Raw genomic sequence first — 17517 nt, forward strand, 5'->3', positions numbered from 1 at the left:
GCAGAGTTATTCAGCCAACCCTAGAGAGTTCTGCGCCAACGTTTTAAACGCTGCAATTGTTTTTGTAGTTGACCCACATCCGGAGACTCCCCGCCATAACGCCATTGGATATAGGCCTGGGTGATGTTTTCGATGTGTTCCGCCACAGCCGGGGGATACTCTTGTAGGGCCGATTGCGCGTATTCTAGGGGGGTTTGGGCGGGGTGTTTGGGGTAGCCTTTCCCCCGCAGGAATAAGAGCATTTGCTGATAAGTTCGTTCCACAGGGGGGAGTTTTGTTAAACGCCATTGTTGCCCCCACCCTTGGAGGCCGTTCCAGCCTAACCAACCGATGAAGACTAAGGCGATCGCACTAATCAACCCCGTCAACAGACCAATCACACTTCCAGACACCCACAACCATAGACCCCCCAAGAAGCGCGCTAAACCGATAATCACTGTCACCCAGACAATACTGAGGAAATTTAGCACCCCAGAAGGCAACCAGCCCGCCACCCACTGCCAAATCTGTTGTAACACCCCAAAGGTTTCCACCTCCTCCACCGAAGGCGGAATCAGAGGATGACCGGGCATAGGATCAAAATTAAACCAGCCAAAATTACCGAAATAGACCTCCGTCATGGTGTGAGCGTCCGTACTGCGGACAATATAAAAACCCGTGAAGGGGTTAAATTGTCCGGGGGAAAAGCCCGCCGATACCCGGGCGGGAATATCAATAGACCGTAATAACATCGCCAACACCGTGGCAAAGTGATCTGGATACCCCCCCCCAGCATCAAGGAAGGTTTCCACCAGATCCTGATTTTCCCCCAGGGTAAAATCTTCTTGGATGGTATAACGTTGTTTCAGGGCTTGGGCGAGGTAGAGGGCTTTTTCGTAAGCATCGGTGATGGGTTGGGGAGAAGTCGCTAAAAGCTGTTGGGCTTCTTGATGTAGGCGTTCCCGAATCCCCGACGGCACCTCCAAATAAAACCGCCGAATCGACTCCGGATAATCCGTACTCGCCATCCGTAACGCCGTCCGATTGCGCACCGGAACATCAGAAATCACCGTATAGGTCAAATTTTCCCCCAAATAGGTCGGCGCTCGAATCGCCCCCTCTGGATCTAATCCCACCTCCGGAGTCGGAAAATAAATCTCCCGAGGATAAGTCAACGCCGGAATTAAATTCGGCAACGGCGACACCACCGTATAGGTTTGAATCACAGGTTTCGTTTCCCCTTGAGTCCCAGAAGCCGAGAGGAAAAAGCGATACGTCCAAGGGGGACGTTCCACCCGCAATAACTGTTCATCCCTAGAGATTTCCCAACCCTTGCCCGTGTACCGATCAAACCCTAACACCCGCCAAAAGCCCGGCGCTTGGGAACGCACCCGCAACACCACCCGAGGCGTAAAAGGCGCGCCTTCTCCATCTAGGGGGCTTTGATCCATCACACTATTAAACCCATAGTATTGACCACTCCCATCCCCGGTTAGCTCCCCATTGCCCCCGGTTCCCTCTGATCCCCCTAAATCATCTTCCCCAAAGCGTACCCCCGGCGTAAAAATCCCTCGGTTGCGGTTCGTAAACCGTTGATTCTCCAAATCCACGGACTGGGTAACAGGCAGAGTTTGCAACTGATAGCCCGGAAAACGGGGGAATAAGGCAAAAATCCCCAATCCTAGACCCAAAATAACCAGAAAAAACACCCCCAGTTGTTTAAAGGACAGGGGAGAGTAAGAAGAACGACGAGATGAGGGCTTAGGCTGACCCTTACGCCTCGGAGGAGTTTGGTCAAACCCCAAGCGGGAGCGATAATCCAAGACCAAAAGAGGCAAGGCCAAGGCGAGGAAAATCAAAATCATGGGGGCAAAGGCCAAGGTTTCGCTTAACGTGGCCGCTACCCCCAATAAAATTAGCCCAATGACCATGGAGTAGCCCAAATCTTGACGACGGGGCAAATCAAAGCTATGTAGGACTTGCAATTGAATTAATAATTCCGCCAATACCAGCCGGGTATCGTTCAAATTCGCAAAAAGATTGCCAAAAAACAAGACCAACGTCAAGAGCATCCCCAACGCGATGACAAATTTTAGGGCAATATTGCGTTTTTTGCGCCGTTGCCAAGCGACAAACCCCCCAATGGCACTAAGGGGAATAGCCCAGAAACTCATGGTGGTTCCGGCGGCCAAATCTGTGGCGATAATGCCTAAAAAAACCAAGAGTTGCACCGTGATGCGCAGAGAAATGGATTCCTCCGTCTTGGGGCGAGGTAAATTCTCTAATCGTTCCCAAAGGGAGGCGAGAAGGGGGATTTTCAGGAAGGGTGGGTTATTCATAATTAAGTCTGGGCTTAACCTGACCGAGGAAATCCTGCGGTCGGTATCGCCCCAAAAAGAGCAGGGTCTACTCTATTTATGCTTAATTCTCCCCTTTTGATCAACCCAACCCGCTCTGAGTTATTCCGGGAGGCAACGCTGAATCACACTCACAAACTCTGGCGGGGCTTGTCCCGTTTCTTGAATCCGGGCTACTGTAGTAACAAAATCCTCGGGATCTGGGTACAGTTCAACAAAGCCCTCCAAGGTACAAATACAAAACTTTTGAGCGGCCGCTAAGTAGTCCGGGGGCAAGTCTTGGGGAGTCATCCCTTCGGGAACAATCCCATCGAGACATCCCGCTAAGTACTGCGCACTAGCTGTTGTTCCTTCGTCGGGCAGGGGAGGGGATTGGGCCATGATGGGCAAGAATCCACCTCCACTCAAGCCCAGGGTTAAACTCAACAGAAACAAACCAATACGCCCAGTTTTCTTGTTCAACAGTGTAAGTCTCCTAATCATTCATGAATCCATGATGGGGAATTTTTCCTCAATCTGCCACCCTTATTTTAGCTAATCTGCCGAGAAACCCCGCGCTCTCGCGTTGGTGCAGACTGCCGATAGGCATTAGGGGAGCGTCGGGAGGAAGTCACGCCGTACAAATAATTTTGAACTGCAAGGGAATTTGCCGGAACTCGGCGAGTTGAATTTCTAGGAAATAGGGCTGTCCTAGTTGCCAGTCGGATAATTCTACGGTCAGAGATCCCCCATAGGTTCGTTGGGCAGTAATGGATTCCTGATGGGCTTGTAGGGTTAAACTTCCCCCTTTGGGTAATTGCACTCTGGCACGAATAGGGGGGCGGCTTAATCCATCCTCATTCTCTGCTGTTTCTGGGTCATAATCGACCCGTAAACGCACTACCCCCACTTGAGTATCCCAAAGCCGTTCTACAGTCCGTTGACGGGGCGAGAGGCTTAAGGTCAGGGTGTCGAGGATTTCCTTGGCCACGAGCAAGGATAAGGCCATCTGTTGTTCTGGGGTGGCTTGGGCATAGTCCGGGGGCAACAGGGTGGCTAACTGTTGCCGTTGTTTCTGTTGTTCCTGTTTGGATAAACGACTGGGGGCAAAACTGGGGGATAGACGAATGCGGTCTACCATTTCGTTTAACACCCGGTTGTAGTCGGGGAACAGGCTTTTCACGGCGTTAATCATCTGCGCACTAGATGGCCGTAGGGAACTCATGGCCTCACTACAACCGTCTAGTAACAGAGCCAGTACGTCCTCGGGAATGGACACTGGAAAGAGTTGGGCAATTTGAGGCAGCCAAATCTGGCGCGTTAAGGACTCTTGAGGGCTGTCTGTGGCCGCAACCACGGGTTCCTCGTCGGAGTATTCCACCGCATAATCGACTAATTCAGTTTCCCAAGGGAATAGCGGGGGTTTGCGTTCGATTTCTGCATAAAATTTACGCTTCAGGAGGGCATTAAAACGTCTTTCCACTATTGGTACTTCTCCCATGTCAAAACCTTCTAGGGTTTGTGTGACTTCATTAAGTTCGGAAGATGCCCAGTTCAAGTTTTCTGCCTCCCAATCTAGGGGGTCTAGTTGTACGGTATCCCAATCTGTCGTCATTGCTTCCTCAATCGGGTTCAATTCAGACTCCCCAGAAACTTCGGGGGAGGGTGGTGGACTGTCAGACGGTTCTTGTAGCCAATTTAGTAATTGGCGATACAAAAAGTCTAAGTTTTGATTCATCTCACTATTCATCGACCGATGCCCCTGATCAGGATACTGAACGATTCCGAATCTCCCAAGCCATTTCAAGCAGCTTAAACCATTGTTTTTCCGTTTGACTGACGGTGAGGGCAAGGGCTTGAGCAATTTCTGAGGTGGGAAGTCCCTGTTGTTTATATTGTAAGAGTTGGGTTTGTTGCGGGGTGAGTTGGGTTTGCAGTTGTTGCCATTCTTGGGGGGTTAATCCTAAGTTTTTTTCGAGGTCTGCTTCTAGCCACTGGTGTACCAGTTCCCAACGATGGTATAGGGCAAAGCGAATTAGGTGGTATTTAAAGCGCTGTTGTAGGTAGTCCCGTTGACGGGGGTTGATGCCTAGGATTTCTTCAATTTCACTGGCGTTGAGGTCTTTAAGACGCAGGACAAAGTAATCAATACAGTCGGGTTGTTCCCGGTCTTGGAGGTATTGCACTAATTCTTCAATGATGGTGTCCCGCAGGGTGGGATCCGGTGCGCTACTGCTGGCATCGACTAATAGGGAGCGTAGTTGCTGCACGAGGGGATCACTCCGTTCTCCATCGGCTTCGCTGACTCCTCCTTCTGCGGCGCTGTCCATGTCAATGGTGGCCTCGGGGGGTTGTTTTTGGGAGAAGGTTTGCGATCGCAGAATAATTAACTGTTGCGATCGCCGACCGGGTAACGGAATCCGCCGTTTGGCGTAGCGTTCACAAAACGCCATATATTCCGCCAACTCTAACAACGTCCGAGGAGAATAGGTTAACGGGAGTTGATTCTCCCGCCGGAAATTGTGCAAGGCTTCGGCGTAAAATCCCTGTAAAAAATCCTCAATCAGCGTCACTCGCGCTTGATAACTATTCGCCCCTTGGGCTGGGGAAATATACCGATACACAATGGCACTCAGTAGACTCTGTAACTCGACTCTACCCCGTTTAGACCCTAATTTGTAATACCGTAGACACTGTTTTAGGCGATGGTTCGCGAGGGTTTTAGCCCAATTTTCCACCTCCCCTGATGCCTGAATCCGACTGCTTTCCGTACAAATACGGTTGACTTCCGTCGCTAGTCGTGATGCGACACTGTGGCAGACCCGTTCAGAGGCACGGGTTTGCTGTCGCAGTTGGGTAAATAGGAATTGAAATATTGTCTCCACGTTCGGGTAGATCGTCCCTTACCAGACCGAGATTTACTATTGAACCTAGCACAAACCTAGACGTTCGGCACTAGGGGGAAGTTCTCTTTTTGACCAGAATAAGCGAATTTGCGGGTTTCTCTTAGGTGAAAATTATTAAAAGCGCCGGGTTTTCTCAATCCCATATAAGATACCACTCCCTAAGCTGAGGAGAAGCAAAATCCACAAAATGCCCCCCGGTAGCGAAGTGAAGGGGGGCAGGGCAAACCCCCGCAAGAGGTACAATCCAACGGTTGCCCCCAAGGAGATAAAAAACAGGTAGCTAATGATTCGTTCTGTAGGACGGGACATTTTTTAGGATCAGATCAATTGTTCAGTGGGCAGCGCTAGAGTATCAACACATCGTAAATGTTCTCCTACAACAGCGACACTCTAAATTTGTTAACAATCGTAATATTTTGTAAAAACCTAACTCATCTGCTGTCCCGTAATGTACAAGATCAAGTAGAATGGCGGGTATATGTACAAAAAAACTATAGTACATAAAATCCCACAAAGAGGTAGGTAGTATCTACTATAGATGTAGCTTGCGGAGGTGAACTACCCCACCCTGCCTAGGCGCGAGGATGGAGCTTCCTGATTCAATGGGAAGTGCTTTCTATACCGAAATATAGCGAGTCTTATCTTCCCGACCCAGGCAGAAGTCCTAGTTCCTAAGACCCAAATTTTCTCTTGCAACACAGCCCTTTTTAGCTTGGTTTTCGCTTTAGGAGTTAGTGGTCAAGTCCATCCCCTCCCTGCAAGCGAGGAAGGGGAATTCCGCAACATTTTTGTTAAAAGATGTCTAGCACACATACGGGTATTGAGTGGACTGTTGACACTCCCGTCGCTAAAAGCGAGGGATTCTTGGTTCACCGAGTTTCCTTAACTTGACAGGACGTATCCAACCAAGCCAGAGGGAATCTCTCCCCAAGCGTATAAGTTTCGGTGTGTCCCACCGTACTTAGTCCTCTTTTCAAAATGTTGATAGCAGCATTAACATCTCTATCTTCCGTATAACCACAATGGGGACAAACATGGGTTCTTGTAGATAGGGATTTAGACACTTTTTGACCACAGTTAGAACAGTTTTGACTCGTGTTATGGGGCGGCACTGCTACCGTAGCCTTACCATATTTAAAGCCAAAATACTCTAGCCATTGACGAAAAGTTGACCAAGCCGCATCATTAATAGATTTAGCTAGTCTAGAGTTTTTTACCATGCCTTTGACATTTAAGTTTTCGTAGGCGATGAAATCGTTAGATTTAATGACGCGCAATGCCTCTTTTTCGGCAAAGCCTCTACGTTGCCTACTTATTCTTAAATGTTTTCTAGCATATCTCTTTCTAGCCTTTTGATAGTTGTTTGATTGGGGTTGACCTTTCTTAAACTTTTTAGATTTCTGCCGATTCAGACGGTTTAATCTTTTTTCGGCCTGGCGATAGTATTGTGGTATCTCTACTGTTTCACCATCACTGTTCCCATAGAACACTTTTAAGCCTACATCCAATCCTACACATCTTTTAGTCGGTTCTAGCGGTTTAGCGTATTCCCGAATATCAACGTTAAGACAGAATTGGACATAGTAACCATCCGCTCGTTTAATAATCCTAACTCGTTTAATTTGGTCTAAAGGATAAAAGTTCAGGTCTCTAGTTCCTTTCAGTTTAACCGTCCCGATGTTTTTCTTGTCTGTGAAAGTTATCTTTTTTCGGTCCTCCGATAGTTTCCAACCAGAGTGTTTATATTCTACAGAACGGTTATTCTTTTGGAATTTAGGATAACCTTTTTTCCCTTTAACCTTTTTCTTACAATTGTCATAGAAACGAGCAATAGCAGACCATGCTCGTTCAGCAGATGCTTGTCTGGCCGTAGAATTTAGAGTATCAACAAACTTGAACTGTTTGGCGAGAACTGCACAGTATTTGTTGAGAGAATATTTGTCTACTTTGTCTTCTCTCTTGGCATCCATCCAAAGCTTTAACGCTTTGTTTCTAATGAATTGTACTGTACGAATAGCTTCGTCTATAGCCAATGACTGATCAGGCTTAAGCACAGCTTTCATCTCTAAGACAATCATTGTTTCTCGACCCCAAACAACTATTTGTATGCTATGCTATATAGCACAAATTGTCAAAGTTTGAGTCGTGCCTCGTGTCACTGAGCCTGTCGAAGTGCTGTTTCTATACTGGTCGGGGTTTCATCCCGTCGGTGTTCGTGAAACGTTGCGCAGCTGTCCCCGAGGGTCTTCACCCCGACATTCTCGATAAAACTTGGAACCCGACAACTGGAAGGAGCATTAACCCCCGGTAATTTAGGGGTTAATGCTGGAGGTCTTTTATGTTTAGGGTCTTTATATTGGCTGACCCCATTTTTATTAAGTTAATTGTCTTTATTAAGTTGGTTTTCATTCTCACATAGACACGACGTAAAGTTTTGTTTCCTAATATTTTCTTTATATTTTGTTTTGCAAACATACATGAATAATCATGAAGTTCCGTAACGACATCAGGAGTCATGGAGGGAGAAGCCCAGAATTTTAGTCAGCCAGACTTCAAAATTGCGGATAGGGTAGCCTTGACTAATAGCAGGGTCGATCATGGGTTCTACTAAAATGGTAAACATTCCCAGACGATTTCCGGCCAAGGCATCAGTCAGGAGGCGATCGCCTACCATTGCCACCTGTTCCACTGGATGCCCCATCGCTTCGAGGGCTTGGCGCAATTTTTTCCGAGAGGGTTTTCTCGCCCCCAATAAATAGGGCACCCTCAGCGACTCAGCAATCCCGCCAATACGAGACTCGCTGAGATTATTACTCACTAACCAAATATCAACCAAGGGGCGCACTTCTTCCAACCAGTCAGCTACTTCTGGGGAAACCGTGCGTTCTCTTAAGGGAACAAGGGTTTCATCCACATCTAAAACTAAACCCTTAAGTTGATGCTGTTTCAATAACTCTGGGGTAATATCCACCACAGACCCCTGTAACATTAAATCGGGTTTGAGAAAGCGAGTAAAAGTCATAACGATTCTGTATCTGTTTCTAGTTGGCGTTGGCGTTCTCGTTCTTGACGGATGCGTTGTGTAGCCGCTTCATGTTCTTCTAGGGTGCGGCTAAAAACGTGAGTCCCGTCATAATTAGCCACAAAAAACAGATATTCCGTCCTTTCGGGATTGAGAACTGCTCTTAAACTATCCACTCCGGGGCTACTAATGGGAGTAGGGGGCAAACCCTCATTCAGATAGGTATTATAGGGGGAGGGTTGGCGCACCTGGTCTAAGGTCAAAGGTTGATCGGGGGTTTGACGAATCCCTGTGCCGTATTCAACGGTTGGATCGGACTCTAAACGCATCCCCTGAGAGAGACGATTGAGAAAGACTCCCGCAATACGGGGGCGTTCTTGGGCAACGGCGGCTTCCTTTTCTACCATACTCGCCAACGTCACCCATTCTTGCAAGGTTAAATCTTGATTCTCCTGTGCCGCTTCATATAACGGTAATGCCACCTCCTGAAAACGGGCTAACAGGATTCGGATCACCTGTTGGGGTGTAGCACCTTGGGGAAACTGGTAGGTATCGGGGTATAAAAACCCCTCTAAATGGGGTAAATCCGGCGGTAGCCAAGGAAACTCCTCGGGGGAGGGCATTTCCTGCGTTGCGGCCATAAACTCCGCCTGAGTGAAGTATTGCCGCCGCTCAAACTCCGCCCCCATTTGCTCTAATGACCAACCTTCCGGCAGGGTGACACGGGAATCCTCCACTACCCCCTCCCAAATACGGCGGGCAATTTCTGGCATGGACTGGGTAGGAGTCATGGTATAAACCCCCGCTTGGAAACCCCCCTCTCGATTTTGCCAAGCGAGCCAAAATGCCCAAATATTCCAAGCCCAAGCCGAATGAATCATCCCGGTGGCTTCTAAATCTTGGCCAATTTGCCGGGTGGATGTTCCGGTGGTAATTTCCAGTTGAATCTGGGTTTCTTCGGGGGAGATATCCTCTCCGTCTACCACAGGGGAAATCGCCCAGTACCACCAAGTCGCACCATGTAATCCCGCCACTCCAATCATTAAAGGCAAGAGGAGAAGGGGATAAGTCCATTGGGAAAGTCTTCTCAAGAGGGTCATAAGCAGGGTTGGCAAAGGATGAAATCAGAGGGGGGTTGCTTTAATTCATGTCCTCTTGTTCAAGGGTTTGGACTAGGAATTCTTCGAGATAGGGTTGAATCTCTTCTAATTCTTCGGCCGTCAGCAATTCGACTTTTTCGTTGTGGCGGCGTTTGCCAAATAACAGGAGGGGATTAAGTGGGGTGTAAATTTCATATTCTTGGTCTTCATGGTAGAAGTGGGTCAGGAATTGAAACTCTTCTGACTCAACTTGACCCGTTTCGGTTTCAATTTCTAGGGTTAAGATGCTATCTTCTTCGGTTTCGGGTAATTCTCCCGCCACCGTGAGGGTATATCCGGCGTAGTTCAAGACTAGATTCTGTTCGGCTAAGACTGCTTTGGCATCGGGAAAGACTGTCTGGAGTTCTTCGGAATCTTCCACCCAAGTGGCCTCGGAATCGTCTTCATCACTATCCCAAGCAATGATCGTAATGGGAGAGTCTACGGGGAGTAGGAGTAAATACTGGTCATCCTTATGAAAGAAAGCTTGTTCGACAAAACAGGGTAGCGATCGCCCTTCCTCATCATAAAGATGAACTACTTCGCGGTTCGATTGCTCCGGTTCTGGAAAAAATTGGGAAGAGGACATAAATCAAACGCCACCAAAACAAAGAGTAGGTTTCAGAATAGCACGGGACAGGAGTCAGTAATCACGGATCCTTGGGAGTGGGAGAGAGGGAAGGGAGGGAATCGGGAGTCGGGAGTCGGGAGATAGGGGGACTTGATAACCGTAAGGTTGATTAATTTTCCTATGGCTTCCCCTGTAGTGGCTACATTGCTCTTTATGATGTAAGGAGAGAAACGATCCATTTGAATCATTTGGGGTGAATCAATACCTAGGGCCTGATAGTGGGAGTCTAAAACAAAATGAAGAGCTTAATAGTAGACGATGCAAGGTACAACCTAGAACCCTTGGAACAAGTCTTGCGATCGCGAAATTATCAGATCACCCGTTGTTCTGATGTCAATGCCGCTTGGGAAATCTTTGCCCAGGAAGTGTTTCCTTGGGTCTGGATTGCCTTGGGGGATGAGTTAGCCCCTCGTTTACACCTCTGCCAAGAAATGCGATCGCGCTTTCCCCAACTCCTCTGTATTGCCATCATCTCCAGCGAAAACCCCACCATCCTTGAACCTTGGCTCAATCATGGTGGTAACGATTATCTCATTCTTCCCGCCTCTCCCGAGCAGATTAACCTCCGTCTTACCATTTGGTCCAAACACATTCAACCGCAAATTTCCAGTCTAGAGCGCTTTCAATCCCTCGATACTGCCAGTTTACGCCCCCTCCATCCCGACACCATTAAACGGGCTGCCTTGATGCAGTTTCCCTACATTGCAACCCACCACCTCCGCCAAACCCTCATTCAATTTAAAAAACAACTGTCTGAACTCCTAGAACAACCCCGACAAATCCCCCTAGATACAGCTGCTAATGACTATTTAACCAGCATTTTAGATCGGGCGAATTTAATGCAGCAATTAGTCGGCGACTTACTCATTGATACCCAATCCCAATTACAAGAAGCCACCCCTAACCCCGTCATTCATCAGGATTATGTTATTGTTAACAGTAACTTCACCATTAAAGAATTTTCCGACAACGCAACCCACTTTTCTGATGGAAAATATATCCTCAAAAAAGGAGAAGACATCCGAAAAGTTTTTCCTGAATTTATTGGCTCAGAGCAAAACTTATTGCAAATATTAAAAGGTAAACATAAATCCTTTGAACTCCTAGGAGTAGGACGTTTTGATGAGCAAGATCACCCCCTCTATTTTGATATTCATGTTCTGAAATATCCAGAAAATATAGCAGGTAAACGATGCTTGATTGTTTTATTGAATAATGCGACAGAACGTATGGTCTTTCAGCAAAAACTCGTTCAAACAGCCAACGAAACACAACTATTACTTAAAAAACTTTCTAGCACAAAAGACTACATCAATCAGATCATTTTGTCAATGGCTGATGCTTTAATTGTCACCACGAAAACCGGACTGATCAAAAAAATTAACCCCGCTACCCAAAAACTGTTCGGTTATCGTGAGTTAGAATTATTAGGGCAACCTATTACTAAAATATTTGCGCCTCACTATTTTGACGTTCTGCGGGACCAACAACAAAATCATATATTGTCCTCTACTGAAATTATCTGTTGCAAAAAAACAGGTGAAAAATTGTCAGTTTCTTTCTCTTGTTCTCGCATAGAAACTGACGAAGGAATGGAAGAATTTGTCTATGTTGGTAGAGATATTACCGAGCGTAAACAAGCCGAAATTAAAATCAAAAATCTGAATTACTCCTTACAAGAGCGCACCCAAGAACTTGAATTAGTTAACGAAGAACTTGAATCCTTTTCCCGCACTGTTTCCCATGACTTAAAAACTCCCCTTTCCCATATCGAGTTTTTTAATCAGATGCTATTAGAAGAATATGGTGATTGTTTAGATAATGAAGGAAAAGATTATCTGGAGCAAATTAGAAAATCCTGTGTAAGAATGCGCCAGATGATCCACGATCTTCTACAATTAGCCCATGTTACCCGCACTGAGTTAACCATTGGTCAAGTTGACTTAAGTCAGATGGCGGAAAAAATTATAAAAGATCTGCAACGGAATAGTCCTCAACGTGAGGCCGTCTGTTCTATTGCCCCCAACTTAATTGTTTATGGCAATGAGGGATTGTTGCAAGTTGCCCTAGAAAACCTCTTAGGCAATGCTTGGAAATATACAAAAAAACAACCAAAAACTAAAATTGAGTTTGGGGTATTGTCTAGTCAAGTAAGACGAGCTGAAAATTTAGAGTACAATGGGGAAGATGAAACCCAAAGAGTCTATTTCATCCGTGACAATGGCGCAGGATTTAATATGGAATATGCAGACAAATTATTTACCACCTTTGGGCGGTTACATTCTCAAAGAGAATTTGAAGGAACAGGCATTGGTTTAACTACAGTTCAGCGCATTATTCAACGACATGGAGGTAAGATTTGGGCAGAAGCAGAAGTCAACCAAGGGGCAAGCTTTTATTTTACACTCAAGATCAATTAAAGGTGAATCAAGCGTGAGATGAATATAGTTCTACGCCCCCAACGGGATTTAGATATTAAAGGTGCTTCTTTGCTTCAGCAAAAAGTGGTTAATTTGTTACCTGCACCCGATAATTCTTGCTGGGTCATTGATTTAGTTCAAGTGAATTCAATTAATCACTTTGGCTTAACTGCTTTAATGGCTGTCCGTCGGGCTGCCAGACAGTATAAGTGCCGTTTATACTTGTTAAATGTCAAGCAACAAGTGCGTTATATGTTGGAAATTACCGAGTTAGACAAAGAGTTTAAAATTATTGAAAGTTTAGAGGAAGTTTTTGATTCTGGGATTCGGTTGCTCTTGTGTTAATTGTCTTCTATGATTGATTGATCAGGGCTTTTAGTTTTGAAAACTGCTGAGGATGAATTAGGCTTAAATTAATTCCAGTTAGCACAATCCAGAGTAACATATTGGCAATAAACATATATTGATTATGCAGTAGCATATATTCCATCGTAATCAGCCCCAGTAACCACCAATGCCCATTTTCTACCTTTTCACGATTTCCCCATAAAAAGAGAATCGGGATAATATTAATTACACTCGAATGTAAAAGAGAACCGGGATAGATAATTAAAGAAAACATTAGCATAGACATAAAACTCCATTGCTCATGTTTCTGATTGATATTAAGACATACCCACAAAGTTGTTAAACCTAACAATAATCCCAAGGCAATATGCAGGGGATGGAAAATCGGTGAACCCCCAGAGGGTGTATAATTTGTAAGACGTAATATATTCGCTAACAGTGACCCATTGATTGGTTCAATATATACTTCAAAAGGTAAAGCAGAATAGGGAGCATCAGTTAAGTAAGTATGAAATGGCTTGACTCCAATAATTACTAAGGTCAGTGCTGTAAGTCCAATTAATACGGCAAAAGCTGAGACTAAAACTCTCCATTGTCGTCTGGCAATTACATAAACCAATAGTAAGGTAACAAAGGGTTTAATTAAAATACCTAATCCTAACCAAACCCCCCCTATGATTTTAGACTGGTTACGCCAATACATTAAAATCGTGAGTAAAACTATAAAGTTAGTTTGAGCAAATAGGAGGTTACTTTTTACCCCAAAAATAGTTAAAATTAAGCTAGTTGTTACTAATAATCCCAATATTTTATGATGTTTTAGAAAAATCTGCCATAACAAAGTAATGGTTAAAATTAAGATTAAAATATTAACCGTATACCATAAAAGTAAAGCCTCTCTAGGCTCAAACCAACCTAGGGGAATAAATAACAGGATACTGGGGGGAGGGTAAGGAAAACCACAACAGAGAAAAGAGCGTGTGAATCCTTCGCCAATGTAATTGGTCAAATCAAAGGAGATCACCAAGGATTTCAGAACATTAGCATCATAAAGATTTAGACCACTAACGGCGGCTTTTCCTCCTAGCCAAAAAGCTAAAAAATCCCAGTCTGGAAGCTTTTTGATGTTGTTAATAACAATCGTAAAAAGATGATAGAACAATAGCATTAACAATCCTAGATTAATCCCCCATAATAATGTAGCTTGACTCCAGTTATATTGAGAAGTCCGCTCTTTAAAGTGTAACAATAACAAAATGATGGGAACAGCTAATATCCAGCCCGGAATATTTAAGAGTGTGGAGAAAACGGCCAGAAATCCCCAGAATAAAATGACTATTAACGTGGTGATATTTTTTCGTTTCATAATATTTTTACTGATTATAAATAAGTGTGTATAACTTTTATCTCCCATTATAGTAACTTTAGAGCAGGTGATCTCAAATTTCCTTGAATCCTCAGAGTTCAGAAAACACATTAGGGAAATGTTGACTACTGTATGCACTAGATGGTAGGGGGGGGAAACCGTGCAAGCTTTACAATCTGGAGATTATAGCCCTTGTGCTTTGATTGGTAATAAAATGTTCTATAAGTTTTCTGGTATAACTTTTAAACATCTCTCTAGGCAAACGAGCATGACAAAACCGAATTTTTTTATTGTTGGCGCTCCCAAATGCGGCACAACAGCGATGCACAGCTATTTAGAACAACATCCAGAAATTTTTATGCTTAACATCCCTGACTCACCGGAGAATATGGCCGGGGGGAAAAGGGAAATTCACTTTTTTGGCAGTGATTTAAATTTTAGCAGACCAACTCTTGAGGAATATCTCAGTTATTTTAGTGGGGCTAGTGGGAAAAAAGTTCGGGGAGAATCATCTGTATTTTATCTCTATTCTAAGCAGGCTGCACAAGAAATTAAGCAGTTTAATCCTGAGTCAAAAATTTTAATTATGCTCAGAAATCCTCTAGAAATGATGTATTCTTGGCACTCACAGTTAGTTTTTTGGGGGGATGAAACTATTGCTGATTTTGAAACAGCTTTAAAGGCAGAAAATACCCGAAAAAACGGGACGGGAATTCCGATCCAAAGGGATCATCCTATTGAATGCTTTTTTTATTCTCAAATTGCTTGTTATACGGAACAGATCAAGCGATATCTAGATACTTTTGGACGGGAGAACGTACAGATTATTATCTTTGATGATTTTAAGCAAGATACCCCGGCTATTTATCGCAAAACTTTGCAGTTTTTAGGCTGTCGAGATGATTTTGAAGCAGATTTTAAGGTCATTAATGCCAATCGTCAAGTCCGCAATTTAGCGGTTCAACAATTTTTACGTCGTCCCCCTAAGTCGTTGCGTTTGATGGTTCGTTCTTTGATTCCTTCTCCTATCCGAAAACGCTTAAGGGGTGTTTTAGAAAAATACAATATTGAACAAAAATCCCGTTCACCTCTCAGCCCTGAGTTAAACGCGAGTTTGCAGAAAGAATTTAGGTCAGAAATTGAAAAATTGAGTGAGTTATTAAATCGGGATTTAATGGCTTGGGTGGAGGGCAGTGGCAGTCCGTTAAATTAAAGTAGGTAAAATTAAAGGCGAACACTTTCTTGAAATACCCAGATTTCCCGGTTTGTGTCCCATTGTAAGCGAAAACGAAGCCGATCTCTTGAGGTCTGACCATTTTTGAGTTGATAACGGAGTTGGGTGATAACGGTTGCGGTTTCTCCGGTATTTTCGATCACTTGGACTTGTTGAACTTCCACATTTTCTACACTTTCCCACCAGTTTGTATAGTCACTGTAACGATTGTTGGAATGTTTGCGGTGGAAGTCGGGAGAAAGTTGTTCCCAGGCGCTGCTATAGTTACGACGGTTAATTGTTGCATAATAGTCTCGCACGGCTTGAGCAGGTGAGGGTTTAGTATTAGAAGCTGGGGTGTCTGTTGGTAGGTCTTGGAATTTGACGACATCGGGGCTATGGTTGGGGTTAGGGCTGGCGAAAGAACAGTAGGCATCGGGGATTTTTTGTCCGTGTTGTCGCAATCGTTCAATGCAGCGATCGCGCTGATCAAATTTCCCCGCGTAAACTTGATAATAAGGCCGACCGGATAAGTTGGCATAGTCAGGAATCCAAAATTCCCCCGCGCTGTTATATCCTGCCTGTCTCAACTGCCCCAAGCGCTGTTGAGCATTTTCCCGGTTTTCATAGGCAGAATCTGCTAAAAAGTAGAAGGGGGAAACGCTAGGAGTTGAGGGAGTCGCGGGAGTCGCGGGAGTTGAGGGAGTCGCGGGAGTTGCGGGAGTCGCGGGAGTCGCGGGAGTTGCGGGAGTCGCGGGGGTGGAGGGAGTTGAGGGAGTCGAAGCAGTGGGGGGTTTTTGGGGGGTATTAGAGGCGTTCAAGAACATAATGGCTACCACCCCACTCACGCCTACAATTGTCCCTATAATGGCGGCAAACAGCCACAGAGGGAAGATTTTTGAGGGGGTGGGAGTGATATTAGGGGGAGGACTAGCGACAACTGTAGGGGTAACGGGATGTAATGCGTCTAACATATCCTGTGCGCTGCGGAAGCGATCGCGAGGATGATACTCTAAAGCACGATCTAACACTGCCGCTAATTCCAAATCTAGGTTAGAAACCTGATGTCGCCACTTAATTTCCCCGGTTTGTGGGTCAATTAAATCCGAGGGGTGCTTACCCGTCAGAAGGGCAACAATTGTTAAAGCCAAGCCATATAAATCACTGGAAAAAATGGGTCGTCCTGCGGCTTGTTCTGAGGGCATAAAACCGGGAGTCCCAATAACAATAGAAGAAGTCATTTTTCCCTCAGAATTGACCTCAATTCCCATAGTTTCTTTAACCGCACCAAAATCAATCAGAACGGGTTTAAGGTCTGACTGACGCAAAATAATATTATCGGGTTTAATGTCACGGTGAATAATGCCTTCTGTGTGAATATACTGTAAGATGGGTAATAAACCAATCAGGACTTCCCGCGCTTCTGGACTGCTTAACGTTCCTTGATACATCCGTTTAGAGAGGGGCTGTCCTTGAATATATTCTTGCACCAGATAAAACTGATTGCTTTCCACAAAATAGGCGTAAAGTTGGGGAATTTGGGCTTGTTCTGTGCCGAGTTTCTCTAAAATGGCGGCTTCCCGTTGAAAGCGTTCTTGTACTAATTGATAAACGGCGGGCTTATGACCAATAGGTTGTAGTTTTTTTACCACACAAATACGCTGGGATGGCATATGGGTATCTTTGGCCAAAAAAGTTTCACCAAAGCCCCCTTGACCGAGTTTATTGATAATGAGGTAGCGATTATTTAATAAGGTGGGTGTCATTTTTTATGTTAAGCTTAAAATCGGGGGGTGATCCCATTCTTTTTTACATCCCGGCAATCATTAGATCCGCCAAAATAATAGTCTAGAGGGTGAGTCTAGAGGATTGTAGCCTGCATTGGAGGGACTCAACTTCTATTCTAACAGTCCCCTCTGGGTTCAAAATTGATAATGACTAGGGAATCGGGTGTCGGGAATCGGGAATCGGGAATCGGGAGTCGGGAATAGGCAAAAGGCAACAGTAATCAACCCATCCCCCCCTCTCCCCCTCTCCCCCTCTCCCCCTCCCCCTCTCCCCCTCCCCCGTAGGGGTGCAGTGGCAGATCATCCCCCAAAAGCATTAAGTCCTTCATGGCTTACACCCAAAACGATAAAATGGAGAGGTAGCATTCCC

14 protein-coding genes are annotated in these 17517 nt (G+C 45.1%); 3 read left to right on the top strand and 11 right to left on the bottom strand.

Annotation, left to right across the window (positions count from 1 at the left end; translation table 11 throughout):
- Positions 1-20 precede the first annotated feature (20 nt).
- The 9 genes from SPI9445_RS0111400 to SPI9445_RS0111445 all read right to left on the bottom strand — a co-directional run bounded on the left by SPI9445_RS0111400 (position 21) and on the right by SPI9445_RS0111445 (position 9971).
- Positions 21-2318: a transglutaminase TgpA family protein gene (locus SPI9445_RS0111400; RefSeq protein WP_017304877.1), complete on the bottom strand. Its 2298-nt coding sequence runs from the start codon at positions 2316-2318 to the stop codon at positions 21-23.
- Between the two features lie 120 nt (positions 2319-2438).
- Positions 2439-2798, bottom strand: a complete 360-nt coding sequence (locus tag SPI9445_RS0111405) for a hypothetical protein (RefSeq protein WP_164674509.1) — start codon at positions 2796-2798, stop codon at positions 2439-2441.
- Positions 2799-2946: 148 nt separating this feature from the next.
- Positions 2947-4053 carry a hypothetical protein gene (locus SPI9445_RS0111410; protein ID WP_164674510.1) on the bottom strand — a complete coding sequence of 369 codons (1107 nt, stop codon included), beginning with the start codon at positions 4051-4053 and terminating at the stop codon, positions 2947-2949.
- Between the two features lie 28 nt (positions 4054-4081).
- Positions 4082-5200, bottom strand: coding sequence for a heterocyst differentiation protein HetZ (gene hetZ, locus SPI9445_RS0111415; RefSeq protein WP_026079715.1), 1119 nt, complete (start codon positions 5198-5200; stop codon positions 4082-4084).
- Positions 5201-5335: 135 nt separating this feature from the next.
- The gene (locus tag SPI9445_RS0111420; protein ID WP_017304881.1) at positions 5336-5530 is read right to left on the bottom strand and encodes a hypothetical protein; all 195 of its coding nucleotides are present in this window, start codon (positions 5528-5530) and stop codon (positions 5336-5338) included.
- A 560-nt stretch (positions 5531-6090) separates the two neighbouring features.
- Positions 6091-7299, bottom strand: coding sequence for an RNA-guided endonuclease InsQ/TnpB family protein (locus tag SPI9445_RS0111425; RefSeq protein WP_026079716.1), 1209 nt, complete (start codon positions 7297-7299; stop codon positions 6091-6093).
- A 428-nt stretch (positions 7300-7727) separates the two neighbouring features.
- On the bottom strand, positions 7728-8243 hold the full coding sequence (locus tag SPI9445_RS0111435) for a YqeG family HAD IIIA-type phosphatase (protein ID WP_017304883.1): 516 nt from the start codon (positions 8241-8243) through the stop codon (positions 7728-7730).
- Positions 8240-9343 (bottom strand): endolytic transglycosylase MltG, encoded by a 1104-nt coding sequence (gene mltG / locus SPI9445_RS0111440; protein ID WP_026079717.1) that lies wholly within the window; start codon positions 9341-9343, stop codon positions 8240-8242. Before mltG ends, SPI9445_RS0111435 begins: the two co-directional genes overlap by 4 nt.
- Before the next feature lie 40 nt (positions 9344-9383).
- A complete protein-coding gene (locus SPI9445_RS0111445) occupies positions 9384-9971 on the bottom strand; it encodes a DUF3727 domain-containing protein (protein WP_017304885.1) in 588 nt (195 codons plus the stop codon).
- A gap of 278 nt (positions 9972-10249) precedes the next feature.
- Here SPI9445_RS0111445 and SPI9445_RS27555 point away from each other — a divergent pair, with 278 nt between their 5' ends.
- A complete protein-coding gene (locus SPI9445_RS27555; protein WP_017304886.1) occupies positions 10250-12433 on the top strand; it encodes an ATP-binding protein in 2184 nt (727 codons plus the stop codon).
- An 18-nt stretch (positions 12434-12451) separates the two neighbouring features.
- On the top strand, positions 12452-12778 hold the full coding sequence (locus SPI9445_RS0111455) for an STAS domain-containing protein (RefSeq protein WP_017304887.1): 327 nt from the start codon (positions 12452-12454) through the stop codon (positions 12776-12778).
- Between the two features lie 7 nt (positions 12779-12785).
- On the opposite strand, the gene SPI9445_RS0111460 is transcribed toward SPI9445_RS0111455, so the two are convergent.
- Positions 12786-14147, bottom strand: coding sequence for a glycosyltransferase family 87 protein (locus tag SPI9445_RS0111460; protein ID WP_164674511.1), 1362 nt, complete (start codon positions 14145-14147; stop codon positions 12786-12788).
- Between the two features lie 268 nt (positions 14148-14415).
- Here SPI9445_RS0111460 and SPI9445_RS0111465 point away from each other — a divergent pair, with 268 nt between their 5' ends.
- On the top strand, positions 14416-15360 hold the full coding sequence (locus SPI9445_RS0111465; RefSeq protein ID WP_017304889.1) for a sulfotransferase domain-containing protein: 945 nt from the start codon (positions 14416-14418) through the stop codon (positions 15358-15360).
- A gap of 11 nt (positions 15361-15371) precedes the next feature.
- Here SPI9445_RS0111465 and SPI9445_RS0111470 read toward each other — a convergent pair whose 3' ends face one another.
- A complete protein-coding gene (locus SPI9445_RS0111470; RefSeq protein WP_017304890.1) occupies positions 15372-17126 on the bottom strand; it encodes a protein kinase domain-containing protein in 1755 nt (584 codons plus the stop codon).
- Positions 17127-17517 lie beyond the last annotated feature (391 nt).

Origin of the sequence: Spirulina subsalsa PCC 9445, assembly GCF_000314005.1 — a bacterium.
GTDB lineage: Bacteria > Cyanobacteriota > Cyanobacteriia > Cyanobacteriales > Spirulinaceae > Spirulina_A > Spirulina_A subsalsa.

Coding starts and splice junctions, on each gene's coding strand:
- SPI9445_RS0111400 (WP_017304877.1), bottom strand. CDS start 2,318: ATGAATAACCCACCCTTCCTGAAAATCCCCCTTCTCGCCTCCCTTTGG.
- SPI9445_RS0111425 (WP_026079716.1), bottom strand. CDS start 7,299: ATGATTGTCTTAGAGATGAAAGCTGTGCTTAAGCCTGATCAGTCATTG.
- mltG (WP_026079717.1), bottom strand. CDS start 9,343: ATGACCCTCTTGAGAAGACTTTCCCAATGGACTTATCCCCTTCTCCTC.
- SPI9445_RS0111420 (WP_017304881.1), bottom strand. CDS start 5,530: ATGTCCCGTCCTACAGAACGAATCATTAGCTACCTGTTTTTTATCTCC.
- SPI9445_RS0111445 (WP_017304885.1), bottom strand. CDS start 9,971: ATGTCCTCTTCCCAATTTTTTCCAGAACCGGAGCAATCGAACCGCGAA.
- SPI9445_RS0111410 (WP_164674510.1), bottom strand. CDS start 4,053: ATGAATCAAAACTTAGACTTTTTGTATCGCCAATTACTAAATTGGCTA.
- SPI9445_RS0111435 (WP_017304883.1), bottom strand. CDS start 8,243: ATGACTTTTACTCGCTTTCTCAAACCCGATTTAATGTTACAGGGGTCT.
- SPI9445_RS0111465 (WP_017304889.1), top strand. CDS start 14,416: ATGACAAAACCGAATTTTTTTATTGTTGGCGCTCCCAAATGCGGCACA.
- SPI9445_RS0111460 (WP_164674511.1), bottom strand. CDS start 14,147: ATGAAACGAAAAAATATCACCACGTTAATAGTCATTTTATTCTGGGGA.
- SPI9445_RS0111470 (WP_017304890.1), bottom strand. CDS start 17,126: ATGACACCCACCTTATTAAATAATCGCTACCTCATTATCAATAAACTC.
- SPI9445_RS27555 (WP_017304886.1), top strand. CDS start 10,250: ATGAAGAGCTTAATAGTAGACGATGCAAGGTACAACCTAGAACCCTTG.
- SPI9445_RS0111455 (WP_017304887.1), top strand. CDS start 12,452: ATGAATATAGTTCTACGCCCCCAACGGGATTTAGATATTAAAGGTGCT.